Origin of the sequence: Paenarthrobacter sp. NPDC058040 (assembly GCF_042885775.1) — a bacterium.
Classification (GTDB): domain Bacteria; phylum Actinomycetota; class Actinomycetes; order Actinomycetales; family Micrococcaceae; genus Arthrobacter.
The window spans coordinates 1-16,276 of the sequence record NZ_JBHVRN010000011.1 but is presented as its reverse complement, the minus strand read 5'-3'; the positions used below and the strand labels follow the sequence as shown (position 1 = coordinate 16,276).

At 65.7% G+C, this 16,276-nt stretch carries 16 protein-coding genes; 2 read left to right on the top strand and 14 right to left on the bottom strand.

Annotated features, from left to right (window positions below; translation table 11 throughout):
* Positions 1 to 4: 4 nt before the first annotated feature.
* From ACFVSJ_RS16105 to ACFVSJ_RS16070, 8 genes are all read right to left on the bottom strand, one after another.
* Positions 5 to 817, bottom strand: coding sequence for an SDR family oxidoreductase (locus ACFVSJ_RS16105; protein WP_387437924.1), 813 nt, complete (start codon positions 815 to 817; stop codon positions 5 to 7).
* Positions 817 to 1,764, bottom strand: a complete 948-nt coding sequence (locus ACFVSJ_RS16100) for a dihydrodipicolinate synthase family protein (protein ID WP_387437923.1) — start codon at positions 1,762 to 1,764, stop codon at positions 817 to 819. The genes ACFVSJ_RS16105 and ACFVSJ_RS16100 overlap by 1 nt, the downstream gene beginning before the upstream one ends.
* Before the next feature lie 89 nt (positions 1,765 to 1,853).
* Positions 1,854 to 2,660, bottom strand: coding sequence for an enoyl-CoA hydratase-related protein (locus ACFVSJ_RS16095; protein ID WP_387437921.1), 807 nt, complete (start codon positions 2,658 to 2,660; stop codon positions 1,854 to 1,856).
* Positions 2,657 to 3,898, bottom strand: a complete 1,242-nt coding sequence (locus ACFVSJ_RS16090) for a CaiB/BaiF CoA transferase family protein (RefSeq protein ID WP_387437920.1) — start codon at positions 3,896 to 3,898, stop codon at positions 2,657 to 2,659. The genes ACFVSJ_RS16095 and ACFVSJ_RS16090 overlap by 4 nt, the downstream gene beginning before the upstream one ends.
* Positions 3,895 to 5,259 (bottom strand): FAD-dependent oxidoreductase, encoded by a 1,365-nt coding sequence (locus ACFVSJ_RS16085; RefSeq protein WP_387437918.1) that lies wholly within the window; start codon positions 5,257 to 5,259, stop codon positions 3,895 to 3,897. Before ACFVSJ_RS16085 ends, ACFVSJ_RS16090 begins: the two co-directional genes overlap by 4 nt.
* A gap of 10 nt (positions 5,260 to 5,269) precedes the next feature.
* Positions 5,270 to 6,589, bottom strand: a complete 1,320-nt coding sequence (locus ACFVSJ_RS16080) for an MFS transporter (protein ID WP_387437917.1) — start codon at positions 6,587 to 6,589, stop codon at positions 5,270 to 5,272.
* Between the two features lie 165 nt (positions 6,590 to 6,754).
* Positions 6,755 to 7,354, bottom strand: coding sequence for a helix-turn-helix domain-containing protein (locus ACFVSJ_RS16075; RefSeq protein ID WP_387437916.1), 600 nt, complete (start codon positions 7,352 to 7,354; stop codon positions 6,755 to 6,757).
* A 92-nt stretch (positions 7,355 to 7,446) separates the two neighbouring features.
* Complete coding sequence (locus ACFVSJ_RS16070) at positions 7,447 to 7,827, bottom strand: Hpt domain-containing protein (RefSeq protein WP_387437914.1); 381 nt, start codon at positions 7,825 to 7,827, stop codon at positions 7,447 to 7,449.
* 205 nt (positions 7,828 to 8,032) lie between these two features.
* Between ACFVSJ_RS16070 and ACFVSJ_RS16065 the strand changes: the two genes are divergently transcribed.
* On the top strand, positions 8,033 to 8,191 hold the full coding sequence (locus ACFVSJ_RS16065) for a hypothetical protein (RefSeq protein ID WP_387437912.1): 159 nt from the start codon (positions 8,033 to 8,035) through the stop codon (positions 8,189 to 8,191).
* Here the strand turns inward: ACFVSJ_RS16065 and ACFVSJ_RS16060 are convergent.
* The 6 genes from ACFVSJ_RS16060 to bioB form a co-directional block, all read right to left on the bottom strand.
* Positions 8,188 to 8,622, bottom strand: coding sequence for a very short patch repair endonuclease (locus ACFVSJ_RS16060; RefSeq protein ID WP_387437911.1), 435 nt, complete (start codon positions 8,620 to 8,622; stop codon positions 8,188 to 8,190). The genes ACFVSJ_RS16065 and ACFVSJ_RS16060 overlap by 4 nt on opposite strands.
* 9 nt (positions 8,623 to 8,631) lie before the next feature.
* Positions 8,632 to 9,816, bottom strand: a complete 1,185-nt coding sequence (locus tag ACFVSJ_RS16055; protein WP_387437910.1) for a cytochrome P450 — start codon at positions 9,814 to 9,816, stop codon at positions 8,632 to 8,634.
* Positions 9,813 to 10,496, bottom strand: a complete 684-nt coding sequence (gene bioD, locus ACFVSJ_RS16050) for a dethiobiotin synthase (RefSeq protein ID WP_387437909.1) — start codon at positions 10,494 to 10,496, stop codon at positions 9,813 to 9,815. The genes ACFVSJ_RS16055 and bioD overlap by 4 nt, the downstream gene beginning before the upstream one ends.
* Positions 10,493 to 11,623 (bottom strand): 8-amino-7-oxononanoate synthase, encoded by a 1,131-nt coding sequence (locus ACFVSJ_RS16045; protein WP_387438119.1) that lies wholly within the window; start codon positions 11,621 to 11,623, stop codon positions 10,493 to 10,495. Before ACFVSJ_RS16045 ends, bioD begins: the two co-directional genes overlap by 4 nt.
* Positions 11,624 to 11,631: 8 nt before the next feature.
* Entirely contained in the window at positions 11,632 to 12,945 is a 1,314-nt protein-coding gene (gene bioA, locus ACFVSJ_RS16040; protein ID WP_387437908.1) for an adenosylmethionine--8-amino-7-oxononanoate transaminase, read from the bottom strand.
* Positions 12,946 to 13,150: 205 nt separating this feature from the next.
* Positions 13,151 to 14,188: a biotin synthase BioB gene (gene bioB / locus ACFVSJ_RS16035; protein ID WP_387437907.1), complete on the bottom strand. Its 1,038-nt coding sequence runs from the start codon at positions 14,186 to 14,188 to the stop codon at positions 13,151 to 13,153.
* 316 nt (positions 14,189 to 14,504) lie between these two features.
* Here bioB and ACFVSJ_RS16030 point away from each other — a divergent pair, with 316 nt between their 5' ends.
* Positions 14,505 to 16,178 (top strand): purine-cytosine permease family protein, encoded by a 1,674-nt coding sequence (locus ACFVSJ_RS16030; protein ID WP_387437905.1) that lies wholly within the window; start codon positions 14,505 to 14,507, stop codon positions 16,176 to 16,178.
* The last annotated feature ends 98 nt before the right edge of the window (positions 16,179 to 16,276 follow it).

Below are 16,276 nucleotides of genomic sequence, written 5' to 3'. Positions count from 1 at the left end.
AGGGTTAGAGGCTGCGGATCAGTCCGCCGTCGCACCTGAGTGCGACTCCGGTGATGTACGACGCCGGGGCGCTGCACAGGAAGGCGGCTGCGGCACCGAATTCGGCGGGTTCTCCATACCGCCGGGCGGGGATGGTTTTCCGGGACTCGAGCTGGATGTCCTCGAGGGTGGTGCCGCGGCGTTTGGCGGCGGCCTGGTCCAGTTGGGTAACGCGATCCGTGGCGATCCGGCCTGGCAGGAGCAGGTTGACGGTGACATCGTCCAGGGCGACCTCTGCCGCGAGGGTCTTGAGGTAGCCGGCCAACGCTGCCCGCCCGGTGTTGGAGACCGCCAGGTTGGGCAGCGGAGCCGTGACACCGCTGGAGCCGATCGCGAGGATGCGGCCCCACCGGCGCTCTCGCATGCCGGACAGGACCCGGGACACCAACGCATGGTGCGGCTTGACCAGGAGGTCGAAGGCCGCGGCCATTTCGTCCGAACTGAGTGTTGCTGCTGCGCCGGGCTTGGGGCCTGGGCCGTTGAGGACCAGGATGTCGATGGGTCCGAGGTTGGCCACGGTCTGGTCCACTGCCGACTCGATGCCTTCGGGGGTGCCCAGGTCCGCTTCGATGGCCACCGCGTCGAAGCTGCGTGTACCGAGAGTTCCGCTTCCGTAGGCTGCCTGCAGTTCGGCCACGATCTCCTTGGCCCGGTCCCGCCGCCTGCCCACGACTGCCACCCGGACTCCTTCAGCGGCGAGCGCCCGGGCAACGGCCAAGCCGAGGCCGCCCGTGGATGCTGCGACCAGCGCGGTCTTCCCTGCGATGCCGAGGTCCATCAGAGGCTCCCCACGGTGGCATTGGCGTCCAGTGCGGCGGCGGCCTCCCGCAGGTGGGTGCCCATGGATTCCCGGAGCACTTCGGGGAAACCGGCAGCTGGAGCACGCACCCCGGAGTCCTTGATGAGTCCGCGCTCGCGGAGGCATTCCTTGCGGATGGCGAGGGCTACCTTGGCCTGCTGTTCGAAGTTGATCAGCGGCAGGTAGGGCCGCAGTTCGCGTTCGGCGGCGTCATAGCCGTCCTGCTGCCACGCCCGGACGCAGGCAATGAGTGCTTCGGGGTAGGAGAATCCGGTCATGGCACCGGCGGCGCCGGCCATGAGTTCGTCCAGGAGGCCTTGTCCCCCCAGTCCGCCAAAGATGGAAACCTCGACGGCGGCACTCAGCTCCGCGATCGCGACGCTGGTGGGCGGCGCTTCGGCCTTGACGGCGATGACGTAGTGGCAGGCGTTTACCACTGATGCCAACGCTGCCGTAGAGATGCTGATGCCGCTGGCCAGGGGGTAGTCCTGCAGGACCACTGGGGCGCCGGTGGCCCGGTGGATGGCATCGAGGTGCGCGATGACTGTTTCAGCCCGCGCCGAGTTGGCCTGCACCATCACTGCTGCGAGACGGCTCCCGACCACTTTCTGCGCGGCCAGGACTTCGTCGATGGCGGGCCTGGTGGCCAGTGCGGTTACGCCGACCACCAAAGGAAGGGACGTCGACTCCACAACTGTCTCAAGGACGTCCACGCGTTCGGTCGCGGTCAGTGCGGCCGCTTCGCCGAACACTCCCAGGACCGTTAGCCCGGTGGCTCCGATGGCTTGGTAGTGCTCAACAAGTTCGGCCAGGCTGTCCAGGTCCACGTCAAGGGTGCTGCCTTGGAACGGCGTGGCCACGACGCCCCAGACGCCGGCCGGCAAACTGTTCCGGGAAGCGTTTTGGGGCGCAGAAGATTGCGGCATGGTTGGTTCCTTTCGGTGCTGAAGTGCTGAAGTGCTGAAGTGCTGAGGTGCTGGAAGTGCAGGGCTAAGGGCGCGGCCTGGTGGCCCGGTCAGCGCCCTGGCCACTCGGGCTGGCGTTTCTCCTGGAAGGCACGGACTCCTTCTGCGGAGTCTTCGCTGTCGAGTGCGGCCATGAGGGCGGGCAGGCGAAGGCCGCGCGCTTCCTTGGCCGTCAAATGCGATGTCTGCGTGACCATTTGCTTGACGGCCCGGACGGACGTGGGGGCGCAGGCCAGGATCTGGTCCACCCAGCGTTGTACCGCGGCATCGAGTTCCTCGGCGGGAACCACCTCGTTGACCAAGCCCATGGACTGCATCTCGGCGGCATCGGCTTTGCGCCCTGTCAACAACATGCCCATGGCCTGCGTGTACGGGATCCGTCGCACCAGCTGGTGGATGCCGCCGTCGAGCGCCAACCGCCCAACCCGGGGCTCCGTCAGGCCGAATTTTGCGCTGGAAGCGGCCACGACGATGTCGGCGCCAAGCACAATTTCCATGCCGCCGCCCAGGGCGTAGCCGTTGACGCGGGCGATCACGGGAACGTCCAGGGTGGTCCGGAGGCTCAGGCCCCCGAAGCCGTTGGGATCCAGGCCGGCCCAGTATTCCAGGCCGGTCTTGTCCACGGCATCGGCTGACATGTCCGCGCCAACGCAGAAGGCACGGGGGCCGGCGCCGGTGACTACCACAGCGCGCACGGATGAATCGGCTTCCAGCTGGTCCCAGATCTCATTGAGGCGGGCGTGCGTGGCACCATCCACGGCGTTCAGGACGTGCTGGCGGTCGATGGTTATCGTTGCCACGCCATCGGTGATGTCCAGAGTTACCTGGTCCACCCGCTCTGCCAGGGCAACGCTCATCGCAGCACTCCAAGCTCCTGGAGTCGCTCGATGGTCTCAGCATCGAAGCCGTTCTCCAGTAGGACCTCCACATTGTGCTCGCCCAGACGCGGCGCCACCCGACGGATCGAGGGGGGAGTGGCGGAGAGCCGGATGGGTGCGTTCAGCATCCGAACGGTCCCAACGGAGGGGTGTTCGGCTTCCACGATCATCCCGTTGGCCTCGGTTTGGGCGTCGGCCAATGCCTGCTCCAGGGTGTGGACGGGAGCGTTGAGCACCCCCTGTTCTTCGAGCTTGCTCGTCCAGTGCTCCGTTGTCTGCGTGGCGAAGTGCTCACGGAAAATGGCCTGCAGCGCGGGCTTGTTCTTGAACTGCTGTTCCAAGGTGGCGAAGCCCGGACGCTCGGTGAGGTCCTCGTCGAGCTCGAGTGCCTCGGAGATCCGTGCCAGGGGGTCGGGCGTGAATCCGCCCACCATGCACACGGCGCCGTCGGTGGTTTCGAACACACCGCTCAACGGCATGGCACCCCAGTTGACCTCGTAGCCGCGGTTGAGCTGCATGCACGCTTCCTGCATTTGCAGGTGCAGCATGGAGTCGTACATGGTCACTTCCACCTTCTGGCCCACCCCGGTGGCCTCACGGGTGCGCAGTGCCAGCAGGATGCCCTGCATGAGGTGCATGCCCGTGATGTAGTCGCACAGGGTGGTGGGGTAGATGGCGGGCTTGGTGTCTTCGGATTCGCGGCGCCACATCACGCCGGAGTAGGCCTGCGCGATCGCGTCCTGGCCGCCCTTGTGCGAGTAGGGACCCTCCGGCCCGAAGCCGGTGCCCGAGGCCCAGATGATGCCGGGGTTCTTCGCGCGCAGGTCCTCGTAGCCGAAGCCCATCCGTTCCATGACGCCGGAACGGAAGTTGCTGACCACCACGTCCGCGTCGGCCATGAGCCGGTGCAGCACTTCGCGGCCTTCGTCGGTTCGGGTATCCACGGAGACGCTGCGCTTGTTCCGGTTGATGGACAGGAAGATCGGGTTGTCCTGGCCGTCCTGGTCGGGGAACGAATTGCGGGAGATGTCGCCGGCCCCAGGACGCTCCACCTTGATGATGTCCGCGCCGTAGTCACCGAGCAGCTGGGTGGCCGACGGCCCCATGAACACCTGGGTGAAGTCCACGATCTTGATGCCGTCCAGCGGGAGCGGCACCGTTGCGGGAGCCGCGGTGGCGAGTGCCGCCGTCGTGCGTTCTTCTACAACGATGCTCATGCCGGCACCACTGCGTCGGAATCGATGGTGGCGTTCGACGACGGGACGTCGCCCGGGTCGGCGCCATGCTGCCGCATGCCCAACTGGATATCCGCTGCCGCTACATCGCGGACCAGGATGTTGTTCTCCACGGCGAGGGCCGCGGCGACGCCAACGGCCTGGCCCATGGCCATGCAGGGCGGAATTTCGCGGGACATCTTCTGGGCCTCCGGAGTTGCCGAGTAGTGGCGGCCCGCGACAAGGAGCTGGTCCACTTCCTTGGGCAACAGCGAACGGTACGGGTAGTAGTAGTCGCGGCCACGGGCCACAGTGTCTTCGAAATGGCGACGCTGGGTGACGTCGTCCTTGGTCATGACGTACTCGCCCTGCAGGAGGCGGGTCTGCCGGACGCCCATCTGGGAGGCGACGTCCAGCATGTAGGCGTTTTCGAAGCCGGGGAGGTTGGCCCGGACGTAGTCCACGGCCTCGGAGATCCGGTCGCGGGCGGCGAACTCGGCTGCGGTCATGTCAGCAGGGTCCACGCCGTCGAAGCCGGTCATGTGCGGGGCGTTGCACCACACGACGCCTTCGATGGGCGTCTTGAGCCACCACAGTTCCCAAGCGCCGCCGAGGATGCGCTTGATCTTGCGGTTGATGGCACGGGCTTCCTTGGGATTGGCCTGTTCGAACGCTTCGGCGGCGTTGGTGTCCACGTTGCCCAGGCGGAAGACCAGCGTGGTGAGGTAGTTGTCCTTGGCGTAACTGGCGCCGGCACGGGAGGCGACGTCGATGTCGCCGGTGGTGTCGATGACGACGTCGGCCATGAAGGCCTGCGGGCCCAGTTTCGTTTCGCAGATGACGCCCTTGATTACGCCGTTGTCCACGATGGGGCGGGAGAACCAGGAGTGGAGGCGGAGGTCCACTCCGGCTTCGCGGACGAGGTCGTTGGACACACGCTTCCAGCCATCGGGGTCGAAGGCTGCGGCATAGCAGATGGGCTTGGGGGTGGTGTGGGAGTGGAAGTCGAAGGTGCCGTAGCGTCCCCACTTGTTCCAGAGTTCCTCGGAGGTCTTGCGGTCATCGGCGGGCGGAACGATGGCCAGTCCGAGCTTCTGGAGGCGTTCCACGTATTCGGAGACGATGCCTGTGACGGTGATTTCCTGGCCATTGATCATGTCGTCGAGCACCAGGACCATGCCGCCGGAGGCGAGTCCACCCAAGGATGAGTAGCGTTCCAGCAGGGTGACTTTCGCGCCGGAGCGGGCTGCGGTGACGGCTGCGGCCACACCTGCGGGGCCACCGCCAACCACCAGTACATCGGAACGGGAGATGACCGGGGCGGTGAGGTCCGCCGTCGTGGTGCTGAGTTCAAGCGAGTTCATGGTGAAGTCCTTACTTGCCGACGAAGATGCCGTTGGAGCGGCGTGCGGCGAGGTAGAAAACGATGCTGAGGATGGACAGGACGGCCACGTAGACCGGGAAGATCCAGGTGAGGTTCAGGGATTGGAACCAGACCAGGAGGTAGGAGGCGGTGCCGCCGAAGACAGCCACGCCGATGCCGTAACCGAGGGCGACGCCGGTACCGCGGATGTTCTTGGGCATCAGGGAGGAGCTGACCACGTTGTAGAGGGTCATGTTGAGCACCAGGACGATTGAGCCGCCGAGGAGGACCGCTGCGAAGCCGCCGATGCCTGGCTGTACGTAGAGCAGCATGAGGAAGACGGACGGGATCGCCAGGATGCGGGTCACGAGGAACCAGCGGGACATTGCCTTGCCATCTGCGAGCTTGCCGATGACCCAGCTGCCCACTACCAGGATGACGCCGAGGACCGTGGTGAGGGCGAAGACGGCGGTGGGGTCTTCCTTGAACCCGCTGCGGGCTGCGCTGGGGAGTCCGACGTTCCAGGCGTAGTTGTAGGCCTGTGCCGCGCCCACGACGAACACGATCGCCAGGACGGAGAGCCAGTGCTTGCCGACACCCTTCCATACGGCGCGGGGAGTGTTCGTGGCCATTTCCTCTTCCTTGAGGGTCTCCGGGAGGGAGCGCCGCAGGTAGAGGACCACGAAGCCGAACAGTGCGCCGATGATGAACGGAACGCGCCAGCCCCATTCGCCCATGGCCGCGCCGCCGATGACCAGGCTGCAGAGGAAGCTGACCAGGGAGGCCATGAGGATGCCGATGTTGACGTAGAAGGACATGATGCCGGCTACGTAGCCCTCGCGGCCCTCGGGTGCCAGTTCAACGGCGTGGGAGGTGGAAAGCGGGGCTTCGATGCCGGTGGAGATGCCCTGCACCACGCGGCAGGCCACCAGGATGATGCCGGCAGCGGGACCGATGGTGGCGTAGCTCGGTGTGATCGCAATGACCAGTGTGGTTCCGGCCATGAGCATGATGGACAGGAGCATCACGCGGCGCCGGCCAATGCGGTCTGCCAGCGTTCCGAGCAGGATGCCGCCCAGCGGCCGGAAAGCGAATCCGACGGCGAACACGGCCAAAGCGTTCAGCGTCGCGGACAGGGGATCGGTGTTGGGAAAGAAGTTAGGTCCAATGAAGGCCGAGAGGAGGCCGAAGACCATCCAGTCGTACCATTCCAGCGCGTTGCCGAGGCCCAGGCCCAGGAGGCCCTTGCGGACTTCGGGGCTGAACCTGCTGCGGTCAGGAGTGGTGGTTGTTGATGAGGGGACGGCGTTGTCCGTTTGGATGTCCAGCATGGGATTTTCCTTACGCTGACGCCCCGGAGGGCGTGAAAGGGTATGACGCAGGAACGCCCGTTGAAGGAGGCGTCTGATGCGAAAGTGGCAAGGAGTGTCGGCGGCCACGATGATCGTGTCCGGACAGTTAAGGGAAAACGCTGGGGCCGCTGGAGTGCGGCTGCGTTACCACGCGTGTGGTGCGTTGACCCAGATGGCTACGCATACCTCTTCGTAGCTGTTCTTGTACCAGTGGGGAATTTCGGAGGAGTAGGTGATCGAGTCGCCCTCTTCAAGGCTGTAGCAGACGCCGTCCAAATAGACGTCCTTACGGCCGGAGATGATGTAGCAGAACTCTTCACCGCTGTGGGTAAAAGGGGTCGCGCTGGTGTCGTGCCCTGGGGGCGTACTGATCCACTGGGCTTCGATGCTTCCGTCCCGGTTGGGGGTGAGCAGTTCGTGGACCGCCTCACCCACCGATTCCCGGGTGACGTTTTTCAAGTTGCGCCGTTCGGACCTTCTGACCACGGGTGACCTGGACTCGTCCTGGCCAATAAAGAACCTCCCTACGGGGATGTCCAGACCGTGGGCCAACTGCGCCAACGTGGTGAAGGAAGGGTTGGCCATGCCGCGTTCGATTTGGCTGACGATCGCTTGGCTAAGGCCGGTGATGTCCGAGAGTTGGGCCAGGGTCATGCCCTTTGCCTTGCGCATGGTGCGCACCTTGTTCCCGACGGTCGCCAACAGTTCGCTGGTGGCCGGTGGAGCAGGAGTCTCGGTGGTCATTGCCGCGTCCTTCGTTGGGTGAGCTGACTCACACAACTATAGTGAAGATTTTTACGCAGTCAACGATTTTCTCTTCACTAAGGTGAAGATTTTTAGGAAAGTGGTGATTGCAACTGGCAAATGGTGCCGAAAACGAAGGCATCGATCTCTTCCACCAGGGGGTTCAGTTGTCCCAGATGGTCGCCGTTGGGCAGGAGCCGCACGCTGACTTCAAACTCCGTGGCCAGCCTCTGCAGGCAGACGGCCCCCACCATCTGGCTGGACGTCTTCAGGCTCAGCACCGCGTCCATGGCGTCGTCCAGATCCAGGTTGTCCAAGGCATGGTGGAGCCGGGCCACCCTCCACGGCAGCATGGCGACGTAATTGCGGACGAAGGCGGTGACGATTGACTGGTCTCCGCCCAGTTCAGCCTGGAGTTCGGTGAGGACGGTGCGGTCCACCAGCGAGTCTGTGCATTCGTCGTACTCGGACACCAGACTCCTCCCGCCTCCAAACAATGGATTCACGATTCAACAGTAGGACCGCCGGAACAGCGCAAGTGCCGCAACGCCAAAGCTTGATCCAATCTTGAGCGGACCCAGAGGCAGTCTTGATGGGACTGCCGGACAGTAATAATCACCAGTCGAATGATCGCGGACCAGGGGGATTCGGGGCATGGACTCAGGGAAGGAAAACAGCATGGAAAGCAGTGTTCGGCCTTCGCCGGGGCTGATGGTCATCATCGTCTTTTGCTTGACCGTGCTGCTGGGAATCGGTGGTACGTCCGCCTTCGCACTGTGGGAGCAGTCCGCCCACGCCCAATCAGATCAGGGCGGCTCGGCGTCCCCTTCCCCCTAGCCCTTCTCCAGGAATTCCGTCAGCCTCTCCTCGAGCGCTGAACGGTCCTTCAGTTCGCATTCCCACACCGTCAGGACTTCCCAGCCGGCAGCATGCAACTGTTCCCGTTGCAGGGAATCGCGCTCCCGCGTGCGGCTGCGCTTGGCTTCCCAGAACTCGGCGTTGGCCGCGGGAGCATGAAGGCCCACCTTGCAGTTGTGGAAATGCCAGAAGCACCCGTTGACGAAAATGACCTTGTGGCGCGCGGCGAACACCAGGTCAGGGCGTCCCGGCAGTTTGCCGGCGCCGGCCTGCCCATGGAGCCGGTACCGGTAGCCCTTGGCATGCAGGAGGCTGCGGACCAGCAGCTCCGGTTTGGTGTTCTTGCCCCGGATCCTGGACATGTTGCGGCTGCGCTGTTCGGGCGTCAGCAGGTCACGGCTTTGGCCCATAAGTCCACCCTACCCAGGCGGTGAGGCAGCGTCTGCTGTTCGTGCGCCTACTACTGTCACTGTTCGGGGCGCCTGGAAGGACAGCAGCCGGAGCCACTCCGGGGCCGGGTCATGCAGCCGGGCCCCCTTGAGCGCTGCTGCTGTTTCCTGAACGACGACGGCGGCCTCCAGTTCAGCGAGTTTCGCACCAAGGCAGCGGTGGATTCCGGAGCCAAACGCCAAGCCGTACGGGGTGGGTCCGGGCCGCCCTCCGCCGTCGCCGGCGCTCGTGCTGTCGCCGGTGCCGGAACGATCGCCGGCCCACGGAAACCCGTGGTTGCCGGTCAGTTCCACCAGGATCTCTTCGCCTGCCCTGATGGCTTCGCCGCCAAGCTCCGTGTCCCGGCTGGCAACACGCCTCCACGTGGGCACCGAGGACTCCGTGGCCAGGATGTGGCGCACCATGTCCCGCGCTTTGATGCCGGACGACGCCTCCTCCCACGTCATGCCCCGGGAACCCTCCAGGAGGCGAAAGAGTGTGGTGCTGATCAGCTGCGTGGTGGTTTCCTGGCCGGCGATGAGCAGGAAATACCCAAGGGAGCAGATCTCCTCGGTCCCGAGCCCGTGATCAGCCAACGCCTTGAAGAGGTTCGATGGCCCGGGCTGGGCCACGCCCTCCAGGACCAACTCACGCAGCCACGCGTAGAACTCTGCGGCACTGTGCGCCAGCTCCAGTTGCCGCTCAGGGTCCGGCCAGCCCCAGAAGAGTTCCAGTGAATCCACGCTCCACGCCTTCAGCCGGGGGAGGTCACGGACGGGCAGCCCCAGCATCTCCAGCATGACGATGGCGGGAGGGAGTGCCGCCACAGCCTGTACCAGGTCCACGGCGCCATGATCAGCGAGGCTACGGGAAGCCGCGGTGGCGGATTCCCGTGCCAGCCCGCGGATACGCGGCTCCATCGCAGAAACCTTGGCGGGCGTGAAGAAGCCGGCCACCAGCTTCCGGATTCCACCATGGGAGGCCGTGGCATTGCTCGCCAGGACGGGCGGCAACGCGAACCGGGCCTTCTGCAGGACCCGCAGGGCTTGCCCGCTGAGGGGAGTGGCAGCCAACAAGGCGTTGGCCGGGCTGAAATCGTCCGGCCTGTGGAGGACCTCGCGGACGGCGTCTGGATCACGCACCACCGTGTACGGGCAGGTGGCCACCGGGCTCATGCCGCGGTCCCTTCGAACCATGAGCCTGCGCGCTCGCGGAACTCCACGGGATCCAGCGCAGCGGCGTTTTCCTGCAGCGCACCCAGGAACGGGACCGGCCAGGAAGCCAGGGTTTCCCGGTTGCTGAGTTCAACGGAGCCCGGTTTCTCCGGCCAACTCCCGAGGACCACTCCGGCCACCTGCAGCTTGCGGCGTTCCAGCGCCTCCAGCGTGAGGGCCGTGTGGTTCAACGTTCCCAAAGACGGCCGGGCAACCACCACATAGCCGGCCCCGCTGCCAAGGACGGTACCAAGCGAAGGCAGGGTCCCGCCGTCGTGGTCCAACTCCACCAGCAAGCCGCCGGCGCCTTCCACCAGGACGTGGTCATGCCCGGAGGCCAGGCCCAGGATCCGTTCGGCGTGCTCCGCCAGCGGGGGCAGCGCCACGCCATCCACGGCTGCGGCCGGCACGGGAGCCATGGGTTCGCCCAACACCACGCCCGCCTCGGCTGTCAGCGGACCGGCCAGCCGCACTACCTCGGCGACGTCCGAATCGCCCACTGCACTGCCGCTTTGGCACGGTTTGTACACGGACACCGAGCGTCCCTGCGCCTGCAAGGCTGACGCGAGTGCCGCCGTCGTCATGGTCTTGCCGACTCCGGTATCCGTGCCGGTCACGAGGATGATGCTTGGAAGGGTCATGGTGTGCTCTCCAGGAGGTCGCGCAGCACTGCGCAAGCGTGGTCAAGGTCAACAGGCGTGAGGTTGGCGCGGGCCGTCAGCCGCAGGCGGGAGACGCCATCGGGGACCGAAGGAGGACGGAAACAGCCAACGCGAACCCCAGCGGATGCCGCGGCTTGGCTCGCGGCGAGCGCCGCTTCCGGAGACGGCATGGCCAGGGATTGCACGGCACCCGCGGCGCGGACCGGGCCAAAGCCCGTGGCGAGCCTCGCCGCGTTCCGGTGGACGGCATCGGCGCGCCAAGGCTCCTGCCTGATGATTCCGACGGCGGCCAGCGCCGCTGCCGCCGCAGGCGGGGCCAACGCGGTATCGAAAATGAAGCTTCGGGCCCGGTTCACCAGGTGCTCCCGCAGCAACGATGAACCCAGCACCGCCCCGCCCTGGCTGCCGAGCGCCTTGGACAGGGTGGCTGTGACCACAACATGGGCGTGGCCTGCGAGGGGCGTTCCGGCGATGGCACCGTGCCCCGTGTGGGCTGCCGTTCCGGACACACCCAGGCTGTGGGCTTCGTCGACCAGCAGCACGGCGTCCTGCTCTTCCGCGACGGCAAGCAGTTCCGCCAGGGGAGCCGCGTCGCCACCCACGCTGTAGACCGATTCGACGGCGATCAGCGCCCGCGGCTGCGAGCGGCCACGCAGCACGCGGGCAGCATCGCCGACGTCGTTGTGCCTGAAGGTCGCGAGCTCTGAGCGGCTCAGCCGGAAGCCGTCGATCAGCGATGCATGGCAGTGCTCGTCCGCCACAATCAGGGTCCCAGGCCCACCAAGTGCCGTGGTCACGCCGACATTGGCGAGGTAGCCGGACGAAAACACCAACGCGGCCTCAGCCCCAACCAACCCGGCCAACGCGTGCTCCAACTCTTGATGCAGCTCCGTGGTGCCGGCAACAAGCCGCGAAGACGTGGCTCCCGTGCCCCAACGGCGCGCAGCCTCACACGCGGCGTCCACCAAGCGCGGATCACGGGCCAGTCCCAGGTAGTCGTTGCTTGCGAGGTCGATGGCCCGTCCGCCGGGCGCACGAACGGCCAGCGACCGCACCACGCCCCTGCGCTCGCGGACGTGGGCCTGCTCCTCCAGCCAGCGGGTCATGGACGTGCTCATGCCGCCACCGTCCGGTCCGCGGCCGCCACAGCTGCAACCATCCCGGCGGCCATGGTGGCTACCTGGGAGGCGGAGCTGATGTAGGGCGGCATCGCATAGACAAGGTTCCGGAACGGCCGGACCCAGACGCCACGCTCGACGGCGGCCCGCGTCACGGCGGCGACGTCCACCGCGTCCCTCAATTCGATGACACCGACGGCGCCGATGGTGCGGACGTCCGTGACGGCGTCGAGCTTTGACGCAGGGGCCAGCCCAGCGTCGAGTCCCGCACCAACGCGGGCCACGTCCGTGCGCCACCGGCCGTCATCCAGCAGGCCAAGGCTGGCGTTGGCCACTGCGCAGGCCAGCGGGTTGGCCATGAACGTGGGGCCGTGCAGGAGCGCGCCGGCAACACCTCGGGAAACCGTGCGGGCAACCTCGCCCGTACACAGGGTCGCCGCCAAAGTGAGGTATCCGCCCGTGAGGGCCTTCCCGACGCACAGGATGTCCGGAACCACGCCGGCGTGTGCGGCCGCGAACAACTCGCCGGTGCGCCCGAAGCCCGTTGCGATCTCGTCGAGGATGAGGAGGAGGCCGTGCTGGCTAGCGAGTTCGCGCAGGATCCGGACGCACTCCGGAGGGTAGGCGAACATGCCGCCGGCTCCTTGGAGGACCGGCTCGACGATGATCGCGGCTAGTTCATCCGAATGCCGGCGGGCCAGCTCGTCCACCGAGGCCCGCCAGTTCGCGACATCCTCGGGCGTGGCTGTGGCCGCAGCGGGTGGTCGCGGTGCGAAGATATTGGCCGCCAACAGTCCCGGGAACGCTGAATGCATCCCGTCCACCGGATCGCACACCCCCATGGCCGCGAACGTGTCGCCATGGTATCCGCCGCGGACGGTCAGGAACCGTTGCCTGCGGGGGCGACCCGACGCCGTCTGGAACTGAACCGCCAGCTTCAAAGCCACTTCCACCGAGATGGAGCCGGAATCGGCCAGGAACACGCGCTGGAGTTCTTCGCCGGGCGCCATGGCGACGAGTTTCTCCGCCAATTCCACTGCCGGCCGGTGGGTCAGTCCGCCGAACATCACATGGCTGAACGCCGACGTTTGGCGTTGCACGGCCTCATCCAATACGGGGTGCCGGTATCCGTGGATCACGGACCACCACGAGGACATCGCATCAAGCACCTCATGCACGCGGCCGTCCTCGTCGCGGAGCCGCAGCGCCACGCCGTCGGCCGCCTCCACCTCCCACAAGGGCAACTGCCCCGAGGCTGGCGCGTAAGGATGCCACAGGCTGGCCCGGTCGCGTTCAATCAGCGAACTCACTGTGCCACCAGTCCGTGCCGGGAGCACTCGGCGCTCCACCCCAACGGCGTCACCTGGACCTTCATGCGGCGGCGGCAGTGGGCACAGTACCTGGGCGGTTCAAGCGCCAACTGCTGTTGGCAGCTGTGGTGCGCGTCCGACGTCGGACCCTCGCCCGGGGTGCCCGTCCCACCGCCGCAGTGGCCGCAAAAGCTGGCATGGGCGGTCATAGTGATTTCTGGAGTTCCTTGATGGGCATGTTGAGCTCCACCAGGAGGTTGAGGTCGGCATTGGCCGGGCGGCCCAGGGTGGTGAGGTAGTTGCCCACGATCACCGCGTTGATCCCGCCGAGCAGGCCTTCGCGGGTGCCCAGGTCGCCAAGGGTGAGCTCGCGGCCACCGGCGTACCGCAGGACCGTGCGGGGCATGGCCAGACGGAACGCCGCGATGGCCCGGAGGGCGTCCTTGCCGTCCATGATCCCTTGGTTTTCCAGCGGAGTGCCGGGGCGGGGGTTGAGGAAGTTCAGCGGGACTTCGTGCGGTTCCAGTGCGGCGAGTTGGGCGGCCAACTCCGCGCGCTGTTCCAAGGATTCGCCCATGCCGATCAGGGCACCGCAGCACAGTTCCATGCCCGCGGCCTTGACCATGGCGCAGGTTTCCAGGCGCTCCTCGTAGCTGTGCGTGGTGACCACCTCGGGAAAGTAGCTGCGGGCCGTTTCAAGGTTGTGGTTGTAGCGGTGTACGCCCCAGCTGGCCAGCTGCTCCACTTGGCGCTGGGTGAGCATGCCCAGTGAGCAGGCGATGTTGATGTCCACTTCCTCGTGGATGCGGTCGATCGCGAACTTGATCTGGTTCATGAGCTTGATGTCGGGACCACGGACCGCCGCAACGATGCAGAACTCCGTGGCTCCGGTCGCAGCTGTTTCCTTGGCGGCCTTGACCAGCTCGGGGATGTCCAGCCACACGCCACGGACGGGGGAGTCGAACAGGCCGGATTGGCTGCAGAAATGGCAATCCTCGGGGCAGCCGCCGGTCTTGATGGAAATGATGCCCTCCACCTCCACGTCCTCGCCGCAGTGCTTGAGCCGAACCTCGTGGGCCAGCTGCAGGGCGGCGGGAATGGCCTCGTCCGGGAGTTGGAGGATCCCTACAAGCTGGTCCTCGCTCAGGCCCTCGCCGCGTTCCAGGACCTGCTCCCTCGCGAGGTTAAGGATGGCGTAATCAGTGGATTCCCGGGCTGCTTCGGTGGTCTTTTCGGTGGTCATGGTCTAGACGGTATCCGGCACCCGGGAGCTCGATTTTGTGGGGTGTTCACAAAGCGGTGTGGTGGTTTTTGGAGCGGGTGTGGGGCTGGTCGCGCGTGGCGGCTGGTGCCGGACGGCCGGGATGGCACGTGCCGGACGGCCGTGATGGCACGTGCCGGACGGCCGTGACAGCTGGTGCAGAAGTTACAGCGGTGAAACACGCACGTGACCAAATTGACCCGCTGCATGACTAGATTCGTGGACATTGACCCCCGGGATCGCGTCCGGTCCATTCCATCACCCGCACCCGGGGACCCCACGAAGAAAGTGAGCAAGGATGAGCGACGTCCTGACCCACAGCCAGCGAACCGCGGAGGCCAACGCCGACGCGATGAGCGCGGCCAAAGAGAGCCTGGAAGATTACACGCTGAGGTTCGCCCCGCGTTCCTACCGCAAGTGGAGCGCCGGAGTGGTGGCGACGAGTGCGCTGGGCGGCATCGCCTACCTGGCCGACTTCTCCATCGGCGCCAACATCGGCATCGCCTACGGCACGGTGAACGCGATCCTCGGCATCATCGTGGCGGCAGTCATCATCTTCGCCACGGGTTTCCCGCTCGCGTACTACGCAGCGCGGTACAACATCGACTTGGACCTCATCACCCGGGGATCCGGGTTCGGCTACTACGGCTCCGTGGTGACCAACGTTATTTTCGCGACCTTCACTTTTATTTTCTTCGCCCTTGAGGGTTCCATCATGGCCCAGGGGCTGGAGCTCGGCCTGGGCGTACCGCAGTGGTTGGGCTACGCCATTTCCACCATCATCATCATTCCGCTGGTGATCTACGGGATGAAGACGCTCGCCACCCTCCAGGTATGGACCACGCCCCTGTGGCTGCTCCTGATGGTGGTCCCGGTTGGCTACCTTGTTATCTCCCACCCGGAGAGCATCGATTCCTTCTTTGCCTACACCGGTGCTTCCGGCGACGGCGGGCCCAACCTCGCCTCCGTGATGCTTGCCGCCGGTGTGTGCCTGTCCCTCATGGCACAGATCGCCGAACAGATCGACTACCTCCGCTTCATGCCGCCCAAGACCGCTGACAACAAGGGTGCCTGGTGGCGTGCCGTGATCCTCGCCGGGCCAGGGTGGGTACTGTTTGGCGCCATCAAGCAGATCGTTGGCTTGTTTATCGCGATCTACCTCATCGCCACCCTGGACCCTGCAGCCTCCGTCCACGCCAACGAGCCCGTTCACCAGTTCCTCGGTGTGTACCAGGAGATGATGCCCGCATGGCTGGCCATGACGCTCGCGGTGGTGTTGGTGGTCATTTCGCAGATCAAGATCAACGTGACCAACGCCTACTCCGGATCACTCGCGTGGACCAACTCGTTCACCCGCATCACCAAGACGTACCCGGGCCGCATGGTGTTCGTGGTGGTGAACCTGGTCATCGCACTGATCCTCATGGAGTCGAACATGTTCGAGTTCCTCAACACCATCCTCGGCTTCTACGCCAACTGCGCCATGGCCTGGGTGGTCACGGTGGCCTCGGACATTGCCATCAACAAGTACCTCTTGAAGATTTCGCCCAAGGTCCCCGAGTTCCGCCGCGGCATGCTCCACGCGGTCAATCCCGTGGGCTTCGTGTCCATGCTGGTTTCAGCGGGCGTCTCCATCGCTGTGTTCTTCGGGGCCTTCGGTGCGGCCGTCCAGCCGTACTCGCCGATCTTCGCGGTGGGTTTGGCGCTGGTCCTGCCCCCTGTCCTGGCCCTGGCGACGAAGGGCCGCTACTACCTGCGCCGGACTGATGACGGCATCGACCTCCCGATGTTCGACGCCGACGGCAACCCCAGTGACCACAAGCTGCTCTGCCACGTCACCGGCGTCGAGTTCGAGCGTCCGGACATGCTGCGGTCGGCCCAGGACGGGCCCGACGGCGAACCCCGCTATGTCTCGTCACTTGCCTTGTCCACGGACAAGTCGGGCGCCCTGGTTCTCCCACCGCAGAAGTAGCACCCGTGCACCCAAGTAGGTCGCAGTTGTGGGGGGGGGGGGGGGGGGGTTAGGTGCGCAGGTAACGCGCCCGGGGTTGTGGGGGGTGTGTTGTGTGT